The sequence below is a fragment of the Halostagnicola sp. A-GB9-2 genome (assembly GCF_030068615.1).
Lineage (GTDB): Archaea > Halobacteriota > Halobacteria > Halobacteriales > Natrialbaceae > Halostagnicola.
Map to the genome: position 1 here is coordinate 1 of NZ_JASJOC010000008.1, position 25,801 is coordinate 25,801.

The window sequence follows — 25,801 nt, forward strand, 5'->3', positions numbered from 1 at the left end:
ATGACGCCTCAAGCGACGTGATCTCCCACGGTGTAAGTCGCCGCCATATAGTGGTTCACTAGAGCCCCGTCAAGTTTAATCGGGAGATGGAAGTCAGATAGCCATAGCCATCAACGAGAAGCACGGCCTCAGAGAGGTTGTTTTCTCACATAATTGGTGGAGAAACTCGCGGCCGAATCGGTGCCACGACGACCGAAGACCTCGACATCGAGAACCAACGTCGATTTAACGTCGATCGCCGCATATAGCCACCGCCACTGCTCGTTGACGCGGATCGCCGTCTCATCGACGGCAACCTGCGACGGCTGCGCCATCGACGGGTCTGGCTGGCGATCGGGCAGCCGATGCGTCCACGCCCAGACGACTCTATGTGAGCGAGCTACCGCAAGACAGCGGTTGTTTCTCTCACCGACAACCCGAGGAGTGCACATGTACCCTGAACACCTGACGGTTGTCGTGGTTTGATCGTTCTCCCAACCTTCAAGAAAACCCAGTCCAAGGTGTCTCTGAACAGGGTTGCGAGTGTCATGGCCAGGTTTCGATTCTACCTGCTTGTCCTTCAATTCCTAATCTCAGCAGCACCGAAGCGACTGCAAAGATAGTTTACTGTATGCTTGACGTTGAAAACCTCGAATATCTATTGACAATCGGATCTCTGAGTAGCTTGGGGAATTTGTATAGCGGTATATGATACACGAACAGCTGCATTGGTGATAGAGCGGTATAGATCGGAAGCAACGGACGATAGAGACAAAACCACATTCACTTGGTTAGATCCGCATTTGACCAAGTGAATATATATGGGTCGACGCTGTACCCCAGAAGTGAATGTCTGGATCCACTGATTGATGGGCTGATCGCGGGAAAACCGCCGAGGAGACGGTTTCACGCTATATCTAACAAAGAACGTGTCAATCTATCAAAAACACCAGTAAAAGAGAGCTAAACTATACGTTTCGACTATCTGATTCCTCAATAATTCTCGTTATATACAACACTATATTGATGGATCTTCAAGGTTCACATAGACAGTTTTTGGTTGTCGGTAATGGTCGAGAGCTTCTACCCCAAGATCATTACCGATTCCGGAATTTTTGAAACCAGTATATGGACCTTCCGGGAGAATAGGGCCATACTCGTTAACATAGACGACGCCTGCTTCGAGATCAGCTGCAGCATTATGAACAAGATCGGTACGTTCGGTACCAATGCCAGCCGCTAAACCGTAGTCAGTGTCGTTAGCAAGAGCGATTCCTTCCTCGTAGGTTTCGAAGGTTTGAATCGTTTGGACAGGGCCAAATACTTCTTCTTGGGCAATGCGCATCTCATTATCAACGTCAGTAAAGACTGTTGGCTCGTAGTACCAACCACTCGCAAGTTCCGGATCATCAGGGGCTCTGCCGCCAGCAGCGAGTGTCGCCCCTTCAGTAGTCGCTATTTCAACATACTCTTTGACAGTTTCGTACTGCTCTTGAGAAGTCAGCGGTCCCATTGTGGTATCTGGGTCGAGCGGGTCACCAAGTCTATAAGACTCTGCCTTTGCGACAAAGCGGTCGGTGAACTCTTCAGCAATATCCTCATGGACGATTGCTCGAGAGAAAGCATCACAGATCTCGCCGGTGCTATAGTAGATTCCATCAGCGGCAGCGTCAACGACTTTCTCAAGATTAGCATCGGGAAAGACAATGAACGGTGACTTTCCGCCTAACTCAAGCGTAACCGGTGCAATGTGACTTGCGGCTGACTGCATTACTTTTTCACCGACCGCTGTGCTGCCCGTGAAAGACACTTTACGGACATCCTCGTGCTTAGTTAGCACGTTACCGGCTTCTGACCCGGTTCCAGGGACAACGTTGAGGACGCCATCAGGCAAGATCCCAGCAGAGAGCTCAGCAATTCGAAGCGTCGTCAGTGGTGCGTCTACGGAGGGTTTGAGTACGGTAGCGTTGCCTGCCGCGAGTGCAGGTCCAAGCTTCCAAGCAGCCGACCAAATTGGGAAGTTCCATGGAGTGATCTGGCCGACGACTCCGTAGGGCTCATACCGTGTATACATGTGCAGATCTGTCTGAGCTGGCACCTTCCGGCCGTCTTGAACTGGAGACCTACAGAGCGAAGCATAGTACTCTAAGGTGTCAATCGCGCCTTCAACCTCGCCACGGGCGTCTGACTTTGGTTTCCCTGTATCAATACACTCTAGTAGAGTTAATTCCTCAACGTGCTCGCTTAAGCTATCGATCCAATCGAACAGCATCCGGGAGCGTTCGGCTGGTTCCATCTCGCTCCATACGTCATCGTAACCCTTCCAGGCAGCTTCGACGGCATTGTTGATATCGTTTTCGCGACAGCGTGCCACTGTCGTAATCAGCTCATCGACGACTGGATCAACCGTTTCGAGGGAGTCCTCGGTTTGATAGGATTTTCCGCCGACCCAGGCATCAAACCGACTAACATCGGTTGCAGCGGCGTGTGCCTGAGAGTGCTGGTGCGTATTAGCTGTCATAGAGTTATTATTATTTCATCGCCTTCAACTTTAACTGAATGTGACGGGAGGCGGACCTTATCTTTTGAAAGACATGATCCATCTGTAACATCATACTCCCAACCGTGCCATGGACAATTCAACACCTCTCCTTCTTTACACCAATCAAGATCAACTGTCAGTGAGTCTCGATCGAACTCGGCGTTAGACGTGCCCGTGAGTTTTCCTTCACAAACTGGACCTGATTGGTGGGCACACCAGTTGGTGTACGCGCGATGCTCGCCGTTTACGTAGAATACGGCAATTTCACGGCCCTCAATTTCGACGAGTTTTCGTTCTCCTTGGGATAGTTCGTCAGTTGTGGCAACAACATGCTCTTCCATGGTTACAGTGAGAGGTTGAATGCCTCGGCAGGCGTTTCATAGAGAACCTTCTCTCGCTCTTCTTCTGTGAAGTAGTTGCGAAGGTACTTATCGAGTTCTTCAACATGGTCAAAGTCCCAGTGCGGATAATCAGTTGCGAACATAAGGTTGTCTGCACCAATCATTCCGATGATTTGCTTCATGTGGGCTGGGTCGTTCGGTTCTCCGAGTGGCTGCGAGCCGAAGTAAAATGAGTCCCGAAGGTACTCTTCAGGACTTTTCTCCAACAAGGGCACTTCGCTTCGGCGCATATGGTATATCTTGTTCATTCGATGCATCATATAAGGCACCCATCCGATTCCTGATTCAAGAAATACAAAGTCTAGCTCGGGGAATTTCTCGGGGACACCTTCCCCAATTAGACTAGACATTGTTGCCATCTGTTGCCAAGGGTGGCCCAATGTCTGGACTTCAAAGTAGTTATTAAATCCTCTATTGTGAATGGGAAAATCAAACATGAACTCGTCACCGTTTCCGTGGTACACTATTGGCAGACCGTTATCCTCAGCAGCCTGGAAGATAATGTCGTATTCTGGGTCGCCGAGTGGCGGATACTCCCCACTGGTTCCTACGTACACACCGACGATCTGATCTTCATCTCCAACTCGATCCAACTCTTCGGCTGCTTTGTCGGGCTTCTGTGTGGCAATTGAGGCGAGTCCAAGGAAGTCGTGGTCATCAAGGAACTGATCGAATAGAAGATTGTTGTATGCCTGCATCAGGTTAACCGCCAAGTCTGGCTGTGAGAACTTTCCTAACGGTTCAAACATATTGATAATGGGGTATTCGATATCAAACTCCTTCTGGAACGTTAGAAGATCACCTGCCGATGTGAAAGTAGAAAAGTGATCGTCTATTTTTCCTCCCATGCGCTGATCCCAGCTGCTCGAGGGAAAGATGGGGTGTGGGGACTCCGTTATACTGGATCGATAGGGCTCATCCATGTACTTTGCTACCGTTTCTTCTTCGACCGTAATGTGGACGTCTGCGTCGATTACAGTCGTTTCTGATGTCGCATGCTTGGCTGTCTCTGACATCACCTAGATATTCGAGGTGACTCTTCTTAAAGTTTTGGCTTCGGTGAAGCTACCTACAATTTATTCAACGCTCTTGTGAAGCACGTTATTGATTTGCAGAGTGCATCATCGAGAGCATGTTTGAGCGCTTCACTACCTGGTTTTCTACTTAGCTTCGCACGTTAGACGAATATGCCTTCGATCTGGTGCATTAGCTCGTCAGTACTACGGTTGGGGCTATTGAGTGCCCAAGATAAGAGGTTTTGAACGCTTTCGCGGAAGGATCGTTTGATCTCGTTGCGCAGCGTGGTTGTCGGTCGAGGATCGTTCCAAGGGCGCTATGTGAAGTACCACTCTTTGAGTGTGAGCTTCGAATGAGCGAAAATTGTGCCGGTCTTGTCGTTGAATGTGCGACCACGATTCTCACATAGATACCGGTGATATACCCGATAGCTGCCGTTTCTGACCGTCAGGTCAGAACGGTAGCGGGAGCATTCGACACCGTCACGCCAGCGGACCTGTTGGAGCAGGCCCGCGGCAGCCGATTCCGAAACGGATCGGTTCATAGGGTACATATCGGGCACCGCTGGCGCGGTGCCCTTGCTCTCTTCGACTTTGAGCCGCTGCTCTTGCCATCAATAATCTACTTCGTAAGAGCGTTATTCAATTTTTACTACTGTTTTGACACCGGATGATCTCTTAAGGCTAAAATTCCATATTATAGAAAAGGTCTATCAAACCGGATCGCCAAATCTAATAAATTACAATGGTATGTGTGTAATAGACTTCCCAAGAGTAGAGGCGTTCATAGTTGATAAGCAGGCACAGGATGTACAATCTCATAGTTGGCGACAATATATAGAAACACATGGAAGGAGTGCTTGAATCCTGTTCTATAATGTGGAATAACAGGGATTATGGTAGCGTCACTCGATGGCGAAAACAGCACTGCTATGACTCTGACCGAAAAATCAATATCACTCGTTGCAGTGTCTAGTTACACATATGGAAGAACGGCCCGATTGGTGGAAGCGCAATGAGAAACTTCGAGAGGAAATGGGACTCCAATCATACGAACCACCACAGTTTGAAGACGGAGCCTATACTCATACTGTTATCACGGAATTGGAAGATGACCTGGGTTGCTCAATACGGCTCGTCGCGGAAGATCCAACGTTTCCAAGCGTTTGGGCGGTTGAGATCAATAGCAAACGGGTTCAGACCCTTCAACGGCGGAAGACAGGAGATGGAAATATAGTCTATTTATTGACTTCTGATGAATTCGTTGGAATAATCAAAGGCCATATCACCAAATAACTACTGAATGGTTGGCTCACTAAGGTTCAGTTCGATTACGTTGATTGATTGCATGAGCAGCGGTCGAAGGTCCTCTTTGAGACGGTCATCATTCATTCGGTGAGCAGGTCCAGCGATACTGAGCGATCCGACAACATTATTCTCAGCCGTTGTAATCGGTGCTCCAATACTTTTTAGTCCTGATCGGAACTCCTCTCGGTCGAACGCGACTGATTTTGACTGAACCTCCGATAGCTCTTCGAATAGTTTCTCACGGTTCGTAATTGTGTTCTCAGATTGAGCTGGAAGTCCATAATAGTCAATGATCTGTTCTACCTCTGATCTCGGCATATGAGCGAGGACAGCTTTTCCAACTGCAGAGCAGTGAAGAAGAGTCCTCTCTCCTGGTCTAGCTGGATAATCTATATCATCATTCCCCGAACTAATATCTAAATAAATCCCTTTTCCATGCTCTTCAACCAACAATGTAATTAATTCACCTGATTCGAATGCAAGGTTCGCTATTTCCCCTTTTGCAGCGTCATAAAGTGGAAACCGATACCGTGCTTTTTCGCCTCGTTGAAGAAATTTGAGACCCAGACGATACTCATCCCCACGGTTAACAACGTACTCTAGCTCACGAAGAGTATCCAAATGATTGTGTACAATACTCGGTGGCCGCTCAATGTGCTGAGCGACTTCCGAAACGTTAGCTCCTTCCAGCGTTGCAAGAGCTTCGATCACATCCTCCATCGTTTTGAGGGATTTGACTGGATTCGACGCCTCGTGCATATGCTTTCCTCTTGCTCAATCCCCATATCGTTTTCTATATTATGAAATAGAGTTTTTAGATAACTCCCTTCAGGATCCCCTATTTAGAGGGCCACATAAGTAACATATATATACTAGCAAGGAAACATTGTGAGTGGAATGGGACCACTTGACACGAAAGCAAGTCGTAGAACTATACTCAAAACATGTGGTGTCGGAGCAGCAGGCATAACCACGATGGCAGGTTGTCTCGGCGACGAGGACGAAATTGCTGTAGCTTCCATGCAATGGAGTGAGGCTCGGCTCATGGGGTACTTGGGGTACGAAATGCTCCAAGAACATACAGACTACAGCGTCGGAGATGAAACTAGTCTAGGAGGCTCGAGACAGTGCTTTGAGGCCGTGCAAAATGAAGAAGTCGACCTCTATCACATCTATACAGGTGGTGCGTGGTCGGAACTCCCACCGCAACGAGATGACCTAATTTCCGATCCAGACGAACTCTATGAACGGGCAAGGGACGACTTAGAAGAAGAACATGGACTGGCCTACCTCGAACCCGCTTCGTTCGATAACACGTATGCAATCGGAGCTAGTTCTGAGTGGGTCAATGAAACAGGAATCGAGACACTTAGTGAACTGGCCGACCACCTCGAAAACGGCAACATCGATATCACGATCGTCCTTGGTCCTGAGTTTCAGGAACGATCTGATGGCTGGCCGGGTTTGATTGAACACTATGATATTGAGGAACCAGCGGAGGATATCGATATCCAGAGTGTTGAAGCCGACCTCACGTATGAGATTCTTGGGGAAGACGAAGCAGACCTCGGAATGGTCTTCAGCACGAATCCGAATATTCAACAGTTCGATCTCACCGTCCTGGAAGACGACGAGGAATTTTTCTTGCCCTATAATCCTGCCCCGTTAGTACACGGAGAAACCATCGAAGAATACGATATTGAGGAACCTCTCAACGAAGTTTCACGGTCGTTGGCGTCCGAAGAGGAGGTTCAGGAATTGAACGCCCGGATCGATCTTGAGGGTGAGGACCCGCAGGACGTTGCCAGAGATCACCTCGAAGGAAACAGCCTCATTTGAGCTATGATAGGGTCATATATCGAGTTTACACTCGACAATTGGCAGGACCTTCTACAACTCCTTATCGAACACATTGAACTTGTCGTCCAAACACTGATAATTGCGCTCCCACTCGGGATCTCGTTGGGAATTTTCATCGCCTATTATCAGCCTGCATCGCTCAGTGTTCTATGGGGCGCCGGTGTCGCGATGACAATACCGAGTCTCGCTCTATTTGGGTTGCTTGTTCCATTTCTCGGAATTGGTAATCCACCCGTCATTGTTGCTTTAGTGTTGTACGCACAGTTGCCGATCATCAGAAATACGTATATTGGGCTAACTGGCGTTGAGAAAGACATGATTGAAGCCGGCGAAGGAGTTGGAATGACCCGCTGGCAACGACTTCGACAAATACAGATCCCAGTTGCGCTTCCAGTGATTACTGCAGGTGTACGGAACGCAACTGTGATTCTAATCGGCGTAGCAACGGTTGGAGCTTACGTCGGTGCTGGTGGTCTCGGTGACTATATTTTCACCGGGATCTATCAGGCGAACACCGAAATGATCGTTGTCGCAACAGTTGTTGTTTCGCTGTTAGCTCTGGTTTTCGACTACGGTCTTAAAATAATTGAACAATTCCTGCAGCTTCAAAACGGCGAAGACGTCGCTCTCACAAGAGGAACAAAAGCAATTACAAAGGTGATAACATGATCAAGTTCGATAACGTCACGAAAATCTACGCGGATTCAACAGTAGCGATTAGAGATATCAGCTTCGAAGTAGCTGAAGGGACGACAACTGTTCTTGTCGGACCGTCTGGTTGTGGTAAGACCACAACAATGAAACTAGTCAATCGTCTTGAAGACCCAACGGAAGGAGCCGTTTACTACGATGGGACTAACACCCAGGAGATCGGTGTTACCGAACTGCGGCGTGACATCGGATACGTCATTCAAGAGATTGGCCTGTTCAATCATATGACCGTTGGAGAAAATGTCGCTACAGTCCCGAAACTCAAGGGATGGGACGACGGGCAGATTGACGATCGGGTTGATAAACTACTTGAGTTGATGGCACTCTCACCAGAGGAATATCGGGATCAATATCCGCGCGAACTATCTGGTGGCCAGCGACAGCGTGTCGGCGTAGCACGAGCACTGGCTGCGGATCCGGATGTTCTGCTTATGGATGAACCGTTCGGTGCTTTAGACCCAATAACTCGTGCAGACTTGCAGGATGAGTTCCTTGAGATTCAAGCAGAGATCAACACGACGATCCTCTTTGTCACACATAGTATTGACGAGGCACTGAAGATGGGTGATAAAATTGTGATTTTTGATGTTGGTGAATTAGTCCAGTACGATACACCGCGAAATATTTTGGAGAATCCGAATAGCGAGTTCGTACGCGACTTTGTCGGCGAGGACATTACGCTCAAGAAATTGAGCCTAATAAACGTCGATGAGATCATGAGGCCAACCAATGTTATCGAGGATACGACTGACCAAGATAGCAAGACCGCAGTGACGAACGGAGGTGAGGTGATGCACCATCTCGCTCCAGGGGACTCACTAAAGTCAGCACTGTCCACATTTGTCGAGTCAGACATCCAATCGCTTCCAGTTGTCGAAGATGAAGAAACCATTGGGGTCATTGACCGAGACGAGATCTACGAGATATACAACGGTGGCTGAGATGTCTGAACTTTACACACTAGTGGAAGGCGGGCAGTATTTGATAGAGAACTTTGATGAGTTCCTTACGCTCCTTCGTGAGCACATCATATTGGTCTTAGTCTCTGAACTGGCAGCAATTACCGTTGCAGTGCCACTCGGAGTTATTGCTGTCCGATACAACCGATTGAAGAGCTCCATCCTCTCAGTAGGAAATGTTGCACAGACAATTCCGACATTAGCAGTTATCGCACTAGCTTTCCCGATTTTTGGATTGGGATTTAATTCTGCAGTTATTGCGCTGTTTGTGTATGCACTACTACCTATTCTAACTAACACGATAGCTGGCCTGGAGCAAGTTGATGAGAATACAATTGAGGCAGCAGAGGGAATGGGTATGACAAAATGGGAGGTATTACGAAAAATCCAGCTGCCAATGGCACTTCCAGTGATTTTCGCTGGCATTAGAACAAGTGTGGTTATCACCGTTGGGACCGCGTACTTGGCGTTTTTCATCGGTGGGGGCGGACTTGGTGTTTGGGTTATTAGCGGTATTAACCTATTCAATACTCCACAGATCCTTGCAGGAGCAATTCCAGGAGCACTTCTTGCGATTACACTTGATAGTGTGTTCGCTTTCATCGAACACCAAATTGGCGGAGAAGGACATCATGATCAATCGATAGCAACAGGATAACCGACATCCCAGCACACTCCCAAATTGAGGATATTCAGTACTTCACAAAGCCGGTTAGTTAGAACGTCTACTTGTTGTGGATATGCACTTGCCTTGTTTTGCCGCCGAGTGACGACAGTCTCAGGCGGTCTCATTGTAATATTTTGCCATATTAACCGGGAAATGGACGCCGTCTGACGATATCGCATCGCTCAGACGGCTAGCGTGGATGTATCGTAACCTTGCTAAACAGCACATTGACGATCCGGACGTACCCGCCGCGTCGGACGGCGCGGACGGGTACGCCGAGTGGGTACCGATCGTCTATAGGAAATTTCATTACGACATCGATATCGTTCACTGACGCCGCGACCGGCCATATAATGGGATTCTATATACCTGGTCAACTCTTTTTACTAATTCGCTCGATTGTGCTACTGTATGACGCAGTGGAATGACGCCAAGACGAAGCCAGTTAGTTCGGACATCACGGAGAAATCGAACGCGCTGCCGGCCCGATACTTCATCGACGACGATGTCTTCGAAATGGAGAAAGAGAAGGTGTTCGGCCAGTATTGGGTGTACGCCGGCCACGCCAACAGCATCAAGGAAGCAGGCCAGTACTTCACCCGGACCATCGGCGGCCGCGATCTGATCGTCGCTCGAGACGACAGCGGTGAGATCTGCGCCGTCGAGAACTTCTCGGCCCGCGATGGCGAGGAGCTCCTCGAAGACGCACCGATGACCGATCCCGAACACGTCGATCCGGACGCCCTCGTCGAACCGGAGTCGATTCATGTGGACAGTATCGGCCCGCTACTGTTCGTGAACCTGCGCAAGAATCCGATGCCACTGGCCGAGCAGGCCGGCGTAATGAAAGACCGCCTCGAGGCACTGCCCCTCGAGGAGTACGAACACGCGACTCGAATCGTTTCAGAAGTAGAGTGTAACTGGAAGGTGTTCTCGAGCAACTATTCGGAGTGCGACCACTGCCAGGCCAACCATCAGGATTGGATCAAGGGTATCTCGCTCAACGAGTCCGAACTCGAGGTAAATGATTACCACTGGGTGCTCCACTACACGCACGCCGAAGACGTCGACGACGAGATGCGGATCCACGACGAACACGAGGCGCAATTCCACTACTTCTGGCCGAACTTCACGGTCAACATGTACGGCACCGCCGACGGTTACGGCACCTACATCGTCGATCCGATCGACACCGACCGTTTCCAGCTCATCGCGGACTACTACTTCCGCGACAGTGAACTCTCCGAGGAGGAACGCGAGTTCGTTCGCACGAGCCGCCAACTGCAGGAAGAGGACTTCGAACTGGTCGAACGACAGTGGGAAGGGCTCAAAACCGGCGCGCTCGCACAGGCCCAACTCGGCCCCAACGAACACACCGTCCACAAGTTCCACCAACTCGCACAGGAGGCCTACAACAGCTAAGCTGAAGGACGCTGTTTTTTCGGATATCAAGGAGAGAACTAGAGCTAAACGTAAGTGAAGAACGCCGATCGGCGTTGTGGTGCAGTAGGTCGGACGAAAGTTGACTCTGCATGATTTCGCTTTCGCCACCGAGTCCGTCGCGAGAAGACGGAGAGATCAGTCCAAAGTAGGTACTGATTCGGCCGTCTTTTCGATGTTTGCCATGGAGTATCTTGCTCTCGCTGGAACTGAAGCCGACACGTGGCGATAGAGAGCGTTCAGATGGTCCGTTCCAGTCCATCGTTCCGACCGGACGTCTGGATAGGAAGAACATTTCGAGAGTAGTAGAGTCAGTTGGGGCTCGATGGCAAATATAATGATTATGCCGGACTAGGCAAAGCAACATCTTCTCACGCTACGACCTCCGCTTGTGTTTCTCGGTGTAAGTGCTGCCCACCGGTGACCAGAAAGTTCGACAGAGATCATGTGAGGCCACAGTAAATTTCCGCGGCTCAAACAGGACCTTCACTATTGTCTGGACTAATCTGTCCGCCGTCGTCGTCATGAAAGCGGTAGACAAAAACACGTCTATGCTGCTGTCGCTGACCCGCCTCCTGCCAATGCATCATATACGACTCGAATAGCTACGCTCTTCCCCCATCATATTAGTAAATCTAGGGGTCTGCGTGAAACTCACGGGAACTGTAAACCGTTCTCTACCACTATCAATTGGAAATTTTATATATTATGTTTTAACCAATTTCATAGACATTGAATATAAATACTGCCCACTCGAAGGTGATAGTGGAGATATCGATCAATGTCAATGAATGCTGTTGTTTACAAAGGCGAACGCGAGGTATCGGTCGAAGAAGTCGAGGAACCTCAAATCGAGCACCCGAACGATGTCGTGATCGACATCACGACGACGTGCATCTGCGGGTCCGACCTCCACATGTACGAGGGGCGGACGGCCGCGGAGCCAGGGATCGTGTTCGGGCACGAAAACATGGGGACCGTAACCGAGGTCGGCGATGCGGTGAGTTCCCTCGAGGTGGGTGACCGCGTCGTCGCGCCGTTCAACGTCGCCTGCGGATTCTGTGAGAACTGCGAGAACGGCTACACGGGCTTCTGTACGAACGTCAATCCCGGGTTCGCCGGCGGCGCGTACGGGTACGTCGCGATGGGACCGTACCAAGGCGGTCAGGCCGAGAAACTCCGAATTCCGTACGCGGACTTTAACGCACTCAAACTGCCCGACGGAGACGTACACGAAGACTCGCTTGCACTGCTCGCGGACATCTTCCCGACCGGCTGGCACGGTACGGAACTCGCCAACCTCCAGTCCGGTGACTCCGTCGCTATCTACGGTGCCGGTCCGGTGGGCCTGATGGCGGCCTACAGCGCGAAGCTGAAGGGTGCCGCGGAGATTTATGTTGTCGACCGCGTTCCCAGCCGCCTCGAACTGGCTGAGGAACACTGTGACGCGACGCCGATCAACTTCGAGGAGGGCGATCCGGTCGAACAGATCAAGGACATCCACGGCGGGGGCGTCGACAAGGGCGTTGACGCCGTCGGATACCAGGCTATCGACCCGGATAAGGAAGGCGACGATGCGTATGACCCCGCTCGTGAGAATCCTGCTGTCGTCATCAATAATCTCATCAAGACGGTCCGCCCGACCGGTGAGCTCGGGATTCCGGGATTGTATGTCCCCGATGACCCCGGCGCACCTGACGACATGGCCGCACAGGGGCGTCTCGGCATCGACTTTGGCCTCCTCTTCGAGAAGGGGCAGGCGCTCGGTACCGGCCAGTGCAACGTCAAGGAGTACAATCGCGAACTCCGCGACATGATCATTGAAGGGCGCGCCGATCCCAGCTGGGTCGTCTCACACCGCGTCGACCTGGAGGAAGCGCCGGAGATGTACGAGAAATTCGACAACCGCGAGGAAGGTGTCACGAAGGTCCTGCTGGAACCGTAACCCACGCACAATCAGACGCCTCCGTTTTTTAGCATTACTACGCCTCCCCGTGTCATAAAGTAACGAACTATTGCGTAGAGTTCTTCGTACCCTAGACGCCAGGGAACGAGTACGAGACATGGACAAAGACGATGGCAAACCTGACAGTCACCGCGGTGGTCAACGTCGACTGCGGGGACTTTATCGGCGTTGGATCGACCAGCAAAGGGATCGGGTCCGGGCGGAGATCAATCAGATCCGTGGGGGAAGGGATCAGTAGAGTACTCTCCGGTCTGTTCGTCAGATGTCGCCAGACAGTCGTCGAGTTCGTTGGTTACGGCCGCTTCGTCGAGGTCGCTACCGATGAACACTAACCGTGTCGCCGGGTCGTCGTCTCCCCATTCGCCGATCGGGCCAGCCTGGACGGACGGGCCGGCCTGACTCACCCCGAGAACCGTCCCCGGGCGACTCACTACCCACGCGAACCCTTTTGCGCGGATGATATCGCCGTCCCAGTCGTCGAGCCATGCGTCGAACCGCTCGGGGTGGAAGGGACGCTCTCGCCGATAGACGAACGACTCGACGCCGTGCGCCTCGGCCGCCGAAACGGCATCGTCACCATGGTCGTGACCCGGATCCTCGTTTGCTGCTTCTTCGGCCAAGGCTTGCTTCCAGCCTTGCTGCCGCCGTGTCGCTTCGAAGTCGAACAATTCGGTGTCGAGAACGGCACTCGGGTCGACATCGCTGTACGTCGTTCGATGAAGCGTCGCACGCGGCTGGAGTTCGCTGATAGCGTCCTCGATAGATTCCACCGCATCCTCAGGCACCATATCACACTTATTCAACAGCAACACGTCGCAGAACTCGATCTGGTCGACTAACACCTCGGTCAGCGGCCGCTCCGGGTCCGGGGCAGCATCCGGGAGGGATTCTTTCGAATCGAACGCTTTCCAGAAGCCGTAGGCGTCGACGACCGAAACTGTCGTATCGAGGCGGAACCGGTCCGGAAGGCTGTCCTCTTCTGTCCCCGTCGTGAGCGTACGGGCGATGGGAACCGGTTCACTGATTCCTGACGCCTCGACGACGAGATAGTCGACCGAGCGCTCCTCGGCTAATCGCGTCGCCTGAGCGACGAGGTCGTCCTGGAGTCGACAGCAGATACAGCCATTCGAGAGGTCGACGACGCCTTCCTCCGTCTCGTCGGCGATCAACTCCGCGTCGACGTTGATCTCGCCCATGTCGTTAACGATGACGGCAATTCGCCTCCCGTTGGGGTTGTGCAGCAGTCGATTGACCAGCGTCGTTTTGCCCGCACCCAGCGGCCCGCTGATAACGGTGATCGGAATCTCGGATGTAGACGTGACCATTCCATCTGTAATCTCGTGTCGACGTATAATGAATCTCCCGTCGACAGCGAGAGTAGTGGTTCGTCATCTCCTTCGATATCGGAGATACAGGGGCCGTTATCGTAGTTCTGTGTTCGTGGCCGGCATAGCGGTCCGAACGATGGCACGTCCCCACAGACTCGCTCGCACCATCCTCAACAGATGATATAACTGATGTGTTACGGAGAACGAGAAAAACGACCCAGTCCGTTTAGCGCAACAGGGGAACGCAATCCCATCTCGTCGCCTCTACGACGGATTTCGGTGTCGGAGTTGAAAGACATCGTGAGTCAGTCATCCGCCGTCGCCGTCTCATCCGGTTCGCTGGCAGCCACCACATCGAAGCCGTCAACCGGCTGATCGGGAATCAGTCGGTCGAGTTCCTCGGGAGCGCCGAGCTGCGCGTCAGTCTCGTCGGGATTTTCGAGTTCGGTGCGTCCGAACTGTACCGCGAGCTCGTCGTCGAGATGAAGCTTTATGGCTTCGAGGAGGGCCTCGGCTTCGAGCGGCTGGCCTCGATTCTTGAGGTCTGCCTCCGTGGCATCCGCAGGGATGTTGAACGCCCGCTGGGTGATGATCGGTCCCTGGTCAAGATCGGTCGTGACGTAGTGGGCGGTGACACCGGCGATACGGGCACCCTCTTCGAGAGCCTGTCTGTACGCGGCGGCACCGGGGAACGCCGGGAGTAGACTCGGATGGACGTTGATGATCCGACTCTCGTAGCGGAAGACGACTTCGGGCGAGAGGATACGGATGTAGCGAGCCAGCGCGATCAGGTCAATGTCGTAGTCGGAGAGCCGGTCGAGAAGTTCTTCTTCGTCTGGGGCTCCCTTCTCGTCTCCGATATCGTGGAAGGGAACGTCGTACTGCGCCGCGAGCGGCTGAAGATCGTCATGGTTCCCGATGACAACCTCGATGTCAGCGTCCAGTTCGTCTCTGTTCCAGGCCTCGAGCAACGCTTCGAGACAGTGGCTCTCCTTTGTGACGAGGACGGCAATGGATTGGTTCTCGCAGTCGGATGGGAACCGTACCTGAACGTCAACGCCGAACCCGTCGCAGAGGTCCTCAAGGTCCTCCTGAAACTTCAGTTGAGTAGTGACCATGTCCGACGTATCGACCTCCATAGTCATCCGGAACGTACCGTCCCGAACGGCCTGATCGAGGTCCACGATGTTGGCGTTGCGCTCGAAGAGGAAGGAGGTTACCTCGGCGATGAGGCCGGTATCGTCTTCGCCGACGACCGTTATCTCAGTCCACTCGCGAGTCATACCAGCTCCCTCCGGCTACTGCGGTCGGTCGTTCCACTCGTCTTCCATCGGTGCGATTCGAGAGGAGCTTTGCAGTTACGTAGCAGTGATCTGTAGTCCACCGAAACGGACGTCTCGCGGTTTTCGAGAGGCATTTCAGACATTACTTCCCGTCCTCCGGTAATTAACTTTGTTCCTCTTGAAAGGGCAGGGATACGATGTGTTTCGGGGTTGCAATATGTGGAATAATTCTGACACCACGAGAAGGAAGGCGTACGGTGTCCGGGACACCGAGCGACGGCGGAAACGCAGTCGCTCCAGACAGGGGTGCGCCGAAGCGACTACGGCTGCTCCCGAAGATATTCGACGACGGTCGCCGGTTCTTCGTCCAACCCACCGCCCTGCGCAAAGGTCGAACCGCCGCCGCCGCCACCGTCGAACTCCGCCGTGACATCGTCGACGACCTCGCTGGCGTCAGGTTCGCCGGTCGTTGCGACGACCAGGAACGAATCACCGTTGACGCCGGTAAGTGCGATCACGTCCCCCGCGTCTCCAGCGAGGTTTCTGACTCGCTCGGAAACGTCGTTCGGACCCATCCCCTCGACTTCGCCGACTATCCAATCGTCACCGTTCTTCGATACGGCTTCCTCCGCTAGGGTCTCTATGTGTTCTTCCAACAGACGCTCGTGTAACTGGTCGATCTCCTCCTTGAGGGAAGCCTTCTCCTGTACGAGACTGGTAGCGCATTCCGAAAGATCCTCGACGCTCGTATCCATCGCGTCCGCCGCACGCTTGGCGTTCTTTCTCTCATCAATCCGCGTCTGGATGGCTGTGGGGCCGACAGCGTATTCAACGCGGACGAGGTCAGAACCCGGATTCGAGACGTCCAACACCGCTATTGGCCCGGCCTCGTTGGTATTTTGTACGTGCGTACCGCCACAGGCTGCGATATCCCACTCATCGATCTCGACCACGCGAACTGTATCGGACTGTTCGCTGTTGTCGGTCAGATTGAAAATCACGTCGTCGCGCTGACGGGCGCGCTCACTGTCCATTTCATCCCACGTGATGTCCCGAGAGTCCCAGACTACTTCGTTTACCATTCGCTCGAACGTGATCGCGTTCACGTCGTCGGGATCGAGGTCAGTTTTGAAGTCCAGGCGAACTTTCTCCAATCCGATATCGAACCCGCCGTATCCGGGATCCACGAACAGTCTTCGTCCCGCACCGTACACCAAGTGACTCGCCGTGTGCGCTCGCATACAGTAGGTCCGGAACTCTTCGTCGATGCGACCCGTGACAGCCTCGTCTGCCTCGAAGCCAGGCTCGGTTTCGAGAGTATGGATGATTACACCGTCCCGTTTCTGCACGTCGATGACGTCGATACCGTCCAGAGTTCCGCTGTCTGCCGGTTGCCCGCCTCCCTCCGGGTAGAAATACGTCTGGTCCAAGCGGACCCCACGACCGTTTACGGAACGAACACTCGCCTCGAACTCCGTCACGTACGGCTCTTTGGCCGCTAGTTTGTTCGTCGAGTCGGTGGCCATAGTATGGTATCGCCATACTTTCTCATAAATAACACGGTGCTCGTAAAGCGTGAGATCCAGTTTGCCGACAGAGAGTTGCACTATTTCAGAAGATGTAGCCGGTGGACCAGTAGGGGCGGTGCGAAAAGCGACTTCGGATGGGTGGTGGGACAACGATGGCACTCCAAACCCAATATATGAGACAAATCATCTTTTGTGGATGCGTGAGCAGAGCCGACCGTGAATCGAGGGATATTTTCTCGGTAGAGACGCCTGATTATGGACGTTGCCGGCCGAAATAGCGGTATGGCAATACATTAATACCGATACCGTACCCGTATTTGACATGGAGTACCACGAGGCAGTCAACTATCTGGAAAGTCTGGACCGCTCCCGCCCAAAACTCGGGACGGAGACGACCGCTCGGATGCTATCCGCTCTCGGAAACCCATCCGAGAGAGTCGACTGCGTCCAGATAGCGGGATCAAACGGGAAAGGGAGCACGGCGGTGATGCTCGAACGGGTACTGCGGGAGGCCGACCTCGACGTTGGTCTGTACACTTCGCCGGACTTGAACGACTTCCGCGAGCGGATCCGGACCAACGGGCAGAAAGTCTCGAAGGACCGCGTCCAATCGTTCGCCGAGGAAATCAAACCGTGTGTCTCTCGACTGCGCGGCGAAGGTGACTGCCCTACATACTTCGAGGTGCTTACCGTACTCGCAATACAGCATTTTGCCAGCCAAGACGTCGACGTAGCGATCCTCGAAGTCGGTATCGGCGGTCGGCACGACGCGACGAGCGTCGTCGATCCGGTGGCCAGTGCCGTCACGAACGTGAGCCTAGAGCACACCGACGTCCTCGGCGAGACGGTCGAAGAGATTGCCCGAGACAAAGCCCAAGTCGCACCGGATGGGGAACGGCTCGTAACGAGTGCAGTTGGCGAAGCGCTTGAGGCGATCAGAGCCGAAACGGAGGTCGTCACTGTGGGCGAAGCAGAGACCGACATCATCGCCCGAGAGGGCAAAATGATCTCACAGGTCGAAACAACCGTATTGATACGTGGCCCGGAGTGGGATGTCTCGACGAATCTTCCGTTGCTCGGCCAGCATCAGGCGACGAATGCCGGAATTGCGGCGACTCTTGCCCGCCAAGTAGCGAACGTCGAGACCGCGGCGATCGAGCGGGGACTCCGCAGCGCCCACTGGCCTGGCCGGTTCGAAGTGATGTCGACCGACCCGCTGGTGATCCTGGACGGTGCTCATAACCCGGCCGCGTGCGAAACGCTCACCGATCTCGTCGACCGGTACGAGTTCGATGGATTTCACCTTGTCTTCGGCGCGATGAAAGAGAAGGACCACTCGAGAATGGCAGCAGAGCTCCCAGAATCGGACGTTCTTCGCCTTTGTCAGCCGGACGTGAGTCGGGCCGCGTCCTTCGACACGCTGACGGGCGCGTTCGAGACGTTTGCAACTCAGATTGAGCGGGACAAGACGGTACAGACGGCGGTCGAACGGGCGCTCAACTCGGCAGACGGCGACGACTGCGTGCTTGTCACCGGTTCGCTGTACGTCGTCGCTGAAGCCCGCGATCGGTGGACGCAGCTCCAGATCCCAAAACAAGCTGAGACACTCGACGCTGCGCGATCTATGCTCTCCGAAGTGTCCGTTCAGGACGGATTTACTAACCACGTCGCTAAAGACACCGTCACCTATACGTTCAAAACTCGGTTGCGCAAGCGGCAGGCAGAGTATCTACAGCAGACGATGCAATCCATCGGTGGGACGTGTGCCGTCTCGGAGATCGATTCTCCCGGTAGACATGTATCCGTCGTTCTATCTGGAACTGCCGCTCAGTACGAACGTCTAGCCGACGCGATCCAGAACAGTGATCTGGGACTTTCGTACGCTTCGGAACGGTTCAGAGAGGTCATCAGCGATGGCGAGGAGGTCGACCAGTATCCATGGGATGCTGACACGGCAGTCATGGGTATCTTGAACGTCACTCCGGACAGTTTCTATGACGGTGGCCGGTACGATCAGGTGGAGGACGCCGTACGACGAGTCTGTGAAATGATTTCCTCGGGCGCGGACATCGTTGACGTCGGCGGCGAGAGTACTCGACCAGGAGCCAATCCGGTCACGGTCGAGGAGGAGATCGAGCGCGTGGTCTCGGTTATCGAACGCATCTCCGGGATAGACGTGCCAATCTCTATCGATACGAGAAGGGCAGCTGTCGCAGACGCCGCCTTGGAGGCGGGTGCAGACATAATCAATGATGTCTCCGGACTGGCGGATCCGGACATGCGATTTGTCGCTGCCGACCACGACGCGCCGGTCGTCGTGGTGCACAGCGTAGATGCCCCAGTCGATCCGGACCGATCGACGGCGTACGATGATGTCGTCGAGGATGTCATCTGTGAACTCGGCCAACGAGTGTTGCTCGCCGAACGGGCAGGACTTGATCGCGATCAGATCATCGTCGATCCCGGACTCGGCTTCGGAAAGTCCGCCGCAGAGTGCTTCGAGTTAGTCGACAGGCTGGGAGAACTCCGTGCTCTCGGTTGCCCGATCATGGTCGGCCATTCCCACAAGTCCATGTTCAAGCGCATTGACTGCAGTATCAACGAGCGATTACTGCCGACGGTAGCAACGACGACCATGGCGGCCGAGCGAGGCGCGGATATCGTCCGCGTCCACGACGTCGCAGAGAACGCCATTGCGATCCGGACGGTTCGAGAAATGACCAATACAGACAGATAGGTGGACGATACGAGTGCCAAGGAAGGAGACCGATCGATACGACGCTCGTACTTAGGTCACCGTATCGAACGACGAGGTGGTAAGAATAAAAGGAAACGTGGCTCCGAGTTCGTCGGCTTCCTCGGGGAGAACCGCCGCGACGACTAGTCTGTATGCTGTTCAAAATACGTCAGGAGGCCGTAGATACGATCTGTTCGAGCATCTCTACGGCATCGATGACGATGATCGGAAGTTCCGAGCTAACGTCGTGTGCCATATACCCCGCGAGCGCGACGACGAGACCGACAACTTCGCGTTCGCTTTTATTCAGAGTGTCTATGCTTCTTCCGTCCCATTCCTGTAGAAAGCCGCTCAGAGGAGATAATACGCAGCTGACGCTTGCGAGCGCACTAGTACCGTTCCAAGCGTCGACTGCTGAGTGAAATCGGAGACACACCATCGATTTCACCCATCAGTTCAGGCTTGGACCGCCAATAGACACTGCTGTGGAACATAACATCTTTGAAATCGTACCTTTCGTTGATGGAGCGCAATATCTCCGGACTACGTCTTAGTAACGGGAACTCCGACTTCGATGCGAAAGAGGCGGAAATAGAACTATCGACAGGTACGCATGATTGAAGATGAGCGACGCAATATCGCATGTACTTTTCGAGTTATACGTGAAAGCCGACGGTGGAATCGTAGTTTCGTTGTCGCAGTCCGCTACGATCTATCAGACTACCACACCATCGATGGCACTCTTTCGGACGCTGCAGTTCGGTACGTGATGTGGGGAATCAGCGGCAGGTAGTAGCCTATCACGCCGACGAAGAGGAGCAGTTCCATGGCCGATGAGAACGGTCGAGTCGGTTGAATGCCGAACTCACGACTGGATTTCGGCTGGCCCATCTGTATTCGGTCTCGATATTGGGACAGCAGTCGCAAACGCACTGAATTACGAACATATGCCTGTAATATACTTATTGAGGCGAACCGGTACATCGTAGTTGGATGGGAGAGACAACCAAATAGAAGGCCGGTCAACGTATCTAAAAACGAAAGCCGGGAGAAGAGCGCAACGTCGCCCGCCGACTGTTCGGCCCGATCCTCGCCGCCTGATTCGGCGCGACGATTGAAAATCGGGGTCTCCGAGCCGCGAGTTCCCCATGCGTAGGAGTTATAGCGGTGCTTCACGGTCGATCATGGCGTTATGTTACCAGCCGCGACCGACGAATCGATTTCGTAATTTAAGATCACGGCGGCGTCGTCACGATCTCGGAATCGTATCATAAGTGGGTAAAATATCCCGGCGAAAGCGATTCGAATTGCTACCGTGCTCGAATGGGGACGTATTACCCCATGCACGCTGTCGCTTCCAAAATCAGTACGGTTTCGTCGAACTCGGATCGGCTGCCGCGCCCATGTTTTCGAGGGAAGCGAGGCGTTACCGAGACCGCTGACTGCTTCGTGGCGTTCGTAAACTTAAAAAATAATTTGTCTAACACGATGGGTTTTACGAGCGCACCCGATCCGCTTGACCCGTCCGCGAGCTCGGTCAGTTCACGACCAGCGCGATGGCGACCCTGGCCAGGAGGATTCCCGCGGTATCATGATTGGGATGACCGCCGCGACGACGAAATAGAGGGCGCTGATCGTCGTAACGATCCCGATCGTCGGGTACGGTCGGCCGGCGTGAGTTGTCCGCCCGGCCGTCTGTCGGAGCAGTCAGCTATTTCGGTTGACGGGCGAGAGAACCGAGTATGGACGACGGAAAACAGGCCACGTTCGGCACCGAAGGCGAACTCCGAACCGACGAGACGAACGCAACCGACGACGGCTCCGGCGCCGGGCCCGAGCACGACGACTTCGGCGACGAACTCGATGAGAACGAGACCAAATCCGGGGCGAACCGCTACGTCGTCTCGAGTCTCCTCCAGAAGGCGGTTCGGCGATCCGACGAGGAAGTCGCGGCGTGGGCCGCATGGGAACTGGTCCGTTCGGGATACGCCTGGAACTTCTGGGACCGAATCACCCTCTACGTCGTCGAGGACTTGCGCGCCGGACACCAGGTCGCTCTCACGGTGGCTCGGTACGAGGAACTGGCCCGCGAACGGTGGTCGGCGGACTCCTGGCGCGGACGGCTCTGTGCGGTCCACGCGGCATTGGCGGCCGCTCGAGCACCGTCGTCTCGGGAGGCCGCACACGCCGATGATTACTTCGGCGAACTCTCCGAAGAACGTGCGGTCGCACTCGAGGAGGGCCGCGAGCCCCGCTACGACTATCCCGTCGACAAACTCGAGCCCGGCGGAAAGTACGACGCTGTCTTCGACCAACACACCTACGAGGGGAAGCGGCTCGGCCGCGACGGAGCGTTCTTCAGGACTCACGGCGCGCGAGTCGGGCCCGAGGGCGAACCGGAACTGAGCCGCCAGTGGCGGATCCGGAGCATGCGACTCGAGGACCGTGACTACACCGAAGACGAACTCATTCGAGCGGTGGAACCGATCGATCCCGACGAGAAGTGGCTCAAGACGGACACGACCGATCGAGAGGAGTAACTGTCGCGACGAGCGGCGACGGAGAGCCGAGACATCTGGCGTTTCGAATCGAACGCAAGCTGGTGATTCCGGGAGACGAACGGAAACAGTCGATCAGAACGCACCGAGGTGATCGTCCTGGGGTTCGTACAGGCCGCCGGTCATCCGCACCTCGTGGATCTCGTCTAACGTTTCGCCGATCGATAGTCCGCGGTCGGACATCACCGCCGCGATGACGCCGACCGGGACGCCGTTCTCGTATCGGTCTTGCAGCTGCCAGACGACGTCCTTGATATCGCCGCTTGTGACGTCCTCGTCTAAACCCATCTGTGCGCGTTCGAACTCCACGTCGTGGCCCGTCACGCGATAGTGACGGCGGTAGAACTCGACGATCTCGTTCGGCGTCTCGGTTCGCAGATCGACGTCACACTCCGGACAGACCGCGACGTACGGCGCTTGGTCTTGCGTGCTCATAGGTGTCGAATTTCGGATTCCGTTTTGGGTACTTGTGAGCGCTGGTCGGTGGGCAGTGCGATCACGAGTCGTAGGCCTCCTGAGCGAGCTGGTGGAAGCGGTGGACGGTGTGTTCGTTGGGGCCGAGTTGGGCCTGTGCGAGCGCGCCGGTTTTGAGCCCTTCCCACTGTCGCTCGACCAGTTCGAAGTCCTCTTCCTGCAGTTGGCGGCTCGTGCGAACGAACTCGCGTTCCTCCTCGGAGAGTTCACTGTCGCGGAAGTAGTAGTCCGCGATGAGCTGGAATCGATCGGTGTCGATGGGGTCGATGATGTAGGTGCCGTAGCCGTCAGCAGTGCCGTACATGTTCACCGTAAAGTTCGGCCAGAAGTAGTGGAACTGCGCCTCGTGTTCGTCGTGGATCCGCATCTCGTCGTCGACGTCTTCGGCGTGCGTGTAGTGGAGTACCCAGTGGTAATCGTTTACCTCGAGTTCGGACTCGTTGAGCGAGATCCCCTTGATCCAGTCCTGATGGTTGGCCTGGCAGTGGTCGCACTCCGAATAGTTGCTCGCGAACACCTTCCAATTACACTCTACTTCCGAGACGATTCGAGTCGCGTGTTCGTACTCCTCGAGAGGCAATGCCTCGAGGCGGTCTTTCATTACGCCGGCCTGCTCGGCCAGTGGCATCGGATTCTCGCGCAGGTTCACGAACAACAGTGGGCCAATGGTGTCGACGTGAACGTCGTTCAGGGAGTTCTCTTCGGCGTCGTACTCTTGTACTTCCTCGTCCTCAAGATCGGGGTTCAGACTGGCTTCATCGAAGCTCTTGGGTGTGCTTTTGAGCTCCCCCTCGAGGTCGTACGTCCAGAGATGGTATGGACATTTGATTCGCTTTGCATCACCGGGGTCGGTCATCGGCGTATCCTCGACCATCTTCGAGCCGCGGTGGGCGCAGACGTTGTCGAATGCCTTGATATCACCGTCGTGACCGCGGACGATGATCAGTTGCCGGCCGCCAATCGTCCGGGTGAAGTACTGGCCTGCTTCCTTGATGCAGTTGGCGTGGCCGGCGTACACCCAGTACTGGCCGAACACCTTCTCTTTCTCTATCTCGAGGACCTCCGGGTCAGTAAAGTACTTCGCCGGTAACGCGTTCGACTTCTCCGTGATATCTGAACTCACTGCTTGCGTTTGTGATTCGTCCCACTGTGTCATACAAGACAGCAAATGACATACCTATAAAAAACAGTTCACCTGTGATATTGAACCTCACTATAAACTAGTGAAAACTTAGGGTGGGGACGAATGGACGGGACATGATCCACAGAGGTGGGCGGAAGCGGATTTTCGATCTCGGTTCGTGATCAGTCGACGTGGTCCGAATGTAGTTACAATTTCTATGACGGAGTTGCAGCGACAGTCATCCAGGGAGGGATCTCAGAACAGATCTGTCTCGTCGAGCGTGGTCCTCCTCAGCGAAAACCCCGTCGCTGATGGACACACTGCGGCGGTGGACGAGCACGGAGAATCGCGATATCAGCCGCTGATAGCACTGCTGTGAATCCGGTTGGCGATCTCTTCACGAGTGACTTCCTGACCAGGGTCGTGCGAGATTCTATGCATGGCGAGATCTATCAGATCCAGTTGTTTTAGCAACTCCTTCGTACGTTCCCGGTCAAGGTCCAGTTGTCGCTGTATGTCGTACAGCGTCATCGACGACTCTATGGCACTTACCACCTTTTCGATCGTGAGGCCGTCCGGGAGACCGAGCCCGTCGGCGGCGAGCTGTGTGTTGGAGACGCTTTCGATCGGGTCATCTTCTTTCGCTGCTAGATCCTGTTCTGATGTCGATCCGGATGACGATTGTGCGTCCCCGGAACACTCTTTAGCGGCTGTCTGCTCGTCTGGCTTGTCGACTGTGTTATCAGCGTCTGTCGCCGCTATACTGCTGTTTGCCGTGGAGTCGTTCGTTTCGTCCTCGTCAGCCGTCTCGTACGACACCGGTTGGTGGATGCCGGCCTCGGTCATGTATCGACGAACGGTCTCTGAGGTAACATCCATCTCGATGTGTTCAGCCATCTCTGCGAATGTGTCGCAGGAATCGTACAAACACTGTAGATATTCGTCGTCTTCATACGGTGGGAGGTTCGCTGACCGTGCGGCGTCGAGTTTCTCCTCTACCTTGCTCTGATCGCTCGCCGACTCATCAGTTGTTGCTTGGGTGTCCTCATGTTCACCGATACCGTCTGAGTCGTCAACTGCTTCTCCGCGGGTGACCGTCGCAGTACTCGCGTCGGCCGGTTCTGGATCGTCGCCGATCGCTTCGTCGCTCTCGGTAGTGACTGCCGCTGGATGGGATCGAGAGTTGAAGTCATGGGGGGATGATGATTCGGAACGCCGGTGCCCCTCCTCTGCCTCGAAAGTGAGTGTGAGCGTCGCCACCACGGTGCCGTCGTCGGTGACGCGGGCGTCTTTCCTGATAGTCGATGCATTTTCGGGAACGTATTCGTCTAACTCCGGTAGCATCGACGGGGAGAACTCTATTTGTACCCCACCGTCGTCTGTGATCGCTGCTGCCTGCGGTGATGGTTCAGTTCCTGATTTCTCTCCCGAACACAGGGAGAGGGGAACGTCGAGTGTGACCGTTAGCCCGGCTTCGGATTCCCGGTCGGACGTCTCCGCTTTGATACGTTGGATTCTCCCGCCATCCGATTCGTATCGCCCAATCACTTGGGAGAGTTCTTTGAATGAGGTACTTAATCCCATGGTATTGTCAACCACTCTCTTCTTTGGGTATATAAGCATAAATGCGGAATAAAGAATCTCTTTATATAGGGGGAGAAACTCAAGTAAAGATGATTCCCCTACTCCGTTTCGGGTGCGTGCTTCCCGGGCTGGACGAATACGGTGGCGGTCGCTGCAGGTCTTGCAGGAGGCTCCTATGAGCTAATCTTCTCTACTCCAGAATTGGCGAAGAACTCGAAAAGGCAGTCCTGACACAGTTCTAATTCTTCCGTGATTTCCTGTGTCTCCTCGCTGGTAAATCGAAGGGAGTGGCTCTCAGTGGTGTCTCGTCTACAGTGGACGCATCTCATGTGAGAA

Annotated in this window: 18 protein-coding genes and 2 pseudogenes; 9 read left to right on the forward strand and 11 right to left on the reverse strand. The window is 54.1% G+C overall.

The window, feature by feature from the left end; genetic code table 11:
- Positions 1 to 997 precede the first annotated feature (997 nt).
- From QNM96_RS17030 to QNM96_RS17050, 5 genes and pseudogenes are all read right to left on the reverse strand, one after another.
- Complete coding sequence (locus tag QNM96_RS17030) at positions 998 to 2,500, reverse strand: aldehyde dehydrogenase family protein (RefSeq protein WP_283837864.1); 1,503 nt, start codon at positions 2,498 to 2,500, stop codon at positions 998 to 1,000.
- The gene (locus QNM96_RS17035) at positions 2,497 to 2,862 is read right to left on the reverse strand and encodes a Rieske (2Fe-2S) protein (protein WP_283837865.1); all 366 of its coding nucleotides are present in this window, start codon (positions 2,860 to 2,862) and stop codon (positions 2,497 to 2,499) included. Before QNM96_RS17035 ends, QNM96_RS17030 begins: the two co-directional genes overlap by 4 nt.
- A gap of 2 nt (positions 2,863 to 2,864) precedes the next feature.
- Positions 2,865 to 3,938 (reverse strand): amidohydrolase family protein, encoded by a 1,074-nt coding sequence (locus QNM96_RS17040; RefSeq protein ID WP_283837866.1) that lies wholly within the window; start codon positions 3,936 to 3,938, stop codon positions 2,865 to 2,867.
- Between the two features lie 320 nt (positions 3,939 to 4,258).
- Positions 4,259 to 4,492 (reverse strand): annotated as a pseudogene (locus tag QNM96_RS17045) (IS1595 family transposase); the annotation flags it as partial.
- 742 nt (positions 4,493 to 5,234) lie between these two features.
- Positions 5,235 to 6,005: an IclR family transcriptional regulator gene (locus tag QNM96_RS17050; protein ID WP_283837868.1), complete on the reverse strand. Its 771-nt coding sequence runs from the start codon at positions 6,003 to 6,005 to the stop codon at positions 5,235 to 5,237.
- 138 nt (positions 6,006 to 6,143) lie between these two features.
- Here QNM96_RS17050 and QNM96_RS17055 point away from each other — a divergent pair, with 138 nt between their 5' ends.
- From QNM96_RS17055 to QNM96_RS17085, 7 genes and pseudogenes are all read left to right on the forward strand, one after another.
- Complete coding sequence (locus QNM96_RS17055) at positions 6,144 to 7,085, forward strand: glycine betaine ABC transporter substrate-binding protein (protein WP_283837869.1); 942 nt, start codon at positions 6,144 to 6,146, stop codon at positions 7,083 to 7,085.
- A 123-nt stretch (positions 7,086 to 7,208) separates the two neighbouring features.
- Positions 7,209 to 7,775 carry an ABC transporter permease gene (locus QNM96_RS17060; protein ID WP_283837870.1) on the forward strand — a complete coding sequence of 189 codons (567 nt, stop codon included), beginning with the start codon at positions 7,209 to 7,211 and terminating at the stop codon, positions 7,773 to 7,775.
- Positions 7,772 to 8,758, forward strand: coding sequence for an ABC transporter ATP-binding protein (locus QNM96_RS17065; protein WP_283837872.1), 987 nt, complete (start codon positions 7,772 to 7,774; stop codon positions 8,756 to 8,758). The genes QNM96_RS17060 and QNM96_RS17065 overlap by 4 nt, the downstream gene beginning before the upstream one ends.
- 1 nt (position 8,759) lies before the next feature.
- Positions 8,760 to 9,434, forward strand: a complete 675-nt coding sequence (locus tag QNM96_RS17070; protein ID WP_283837873.1) for an ABC transporter permease — start codon at positions 8,760 to 8,762, stop codon at positions 9,432 to 9,434.
- A 181-nt stretch (positions 9,435 to 9,615) separates the two neighbouring features.
- Positions 9,616 to 9,735 (forward strand): annotated as a pseudogene (locus QNM96_RS17075) (IS5/IS1182 family transposase); the annotation flags it as partial.
- A 119-nt stretch (positions 9,736 to 9,854) separates the two neighbouring features.
- Entirely contained in the window at positions 9,855 to 10,865 is a 1,011-nt protein-coding gene (locus tag QNM96_RS17080) for an SRPBCC family protein (RefSeq protein ID WP_283837874.1), read from the forward strand.
- 805 nt (positions 10,866 to 11,670) lie between these two features.
- On the forward strand, positions 11,671 to 12,828 hold the full coding sequence (locus QNM96_RS17085; RefSeq protein WP_283837875.1) for a glutathione-independent formaldehyde dehydrogenase: 1,158 nt from the start codon (positions 11,671 to 11,673) through the stop codon (positions 12,826 to 12,828).
- Between the two features lie 227 nt (positions 12,829 to 13,055).
- Here the strand turns inward: QNM96_RS17085 and QNM96_RS17090 are convergent, their stop codons facing one another.
- The 3 genes from QNM96_RS17090 to QNM96_RS17100 form a co-directional block, all read right to left on the reverse strand.
- On the reverse strand, positions 13,056 to 14,174 hold the full coding sequence (locus QNM96_RS17090) for a GTP-binding protein (RefSeq protein WP_283837876.1): 1,119 nt from the start codon (positions 14,172 to 14,174) through the stop codon (positions 13,056 to 13,058).
- Positions 14,175 to 14,482: 308 nt separating this feature from the next.
- On the reverse strand, positions 14,483 to 15,460 hold the full coding sequence (locus QNM96_RS17095) for a formyltetrahydrofolate deformylase (protein ID WP_283837878.1): 978 nt from the start codon (positions 15,458 to 15,460) through the stop codon (positions 14,483 to 14,485).
- 320 nt (positions 15,461 to 15,780) lie between these two features.
- On the reverse strand, positions 15,781 to 17,016 hold the full coding sequence (locus QNM96_RS17100) for an alanine--tRNA ligase-related protein (RefSeq protein WP_283837965.1): 1,236 nt from the start codon (positions 17,014 to 17,016) through the stop codon (positions 15,781 to 15,783).
- 295 nt (positions 17,017 to 17,311) lie between these two features.
- On the opposite strand from QNM96_RS17100, the gene folP reads away from it, so the two are divergent.
- On the forward strand, positions 17,312 to 19,726 hold the full coding sequence (folP, locus tag QNM96_RS17105; RefSeq protein ID WP_283837880.1) for a dihydropteroate synthase: 2,415 nt from the start codon (positions 17,312 to 17,314) through the stop codon (positions 19,724 to 19,726).
- Positions 19,727 to 21,468: 1,742 nt separating this feature from the next.
- Complete coding sequence (locus QNM96_RS17110) at positions 21,469 to 22,266, forward strand: hypothetical protein (RefSeq protein WP_283837881.1); 798 nt, start codon at positions 21,469 to 21,471, stop codon at positions 22,264 to 22,266.
- Between the two features lie 93 nt (positions 22,267 to 22,359).
- Here QNM96_RS17110 and QNM96_RS17115 read toward each other — a convergent pair whose 3' ends face one another.
- The 3 genes from QNM96_RS17115 to QNM96_RS17125 form a co-directional block, all read right to left on the reverse strand.
- Complete coding sequence (locus QNM96_RS17115) at positions 22,360 to 22,719, reverse strand: hypothetical protein (protein ID WP_283837882.1); 360 nt, start codon at positions 22,717 to 22,719, stop codon at positions 22,360 to 22,362.
- Positions 22,720 to 22,780: 61 nt separating this feature from the next.
- Entirely contained in the window at positions 22,781 to 23,914 is a 1,134-nt protein-coding gene (locus QNM96_RS17120) for an aromatic ring-hydroxylating dioxygenase subunit alpha (RefSeq protein WP_283837883.1), read from the reverse strand.
- A gap of 321 nt (positions 23,915 to 24,235) precedes the next feature.
- Positions 24,236 to 25,465: a hypothetical protein gene (locus QNM96_RS17125; RefSeq protein ID WP_283837884.1), complete on the reverse strand. Its 1,230-nt coding sequence runs from the start codon at positions 25,463 to 25,465 to the stop codon at positions 24,236 to 24,238.
- Positions 25,466 to 25,801: the final 336 nt, after the last annotated feature.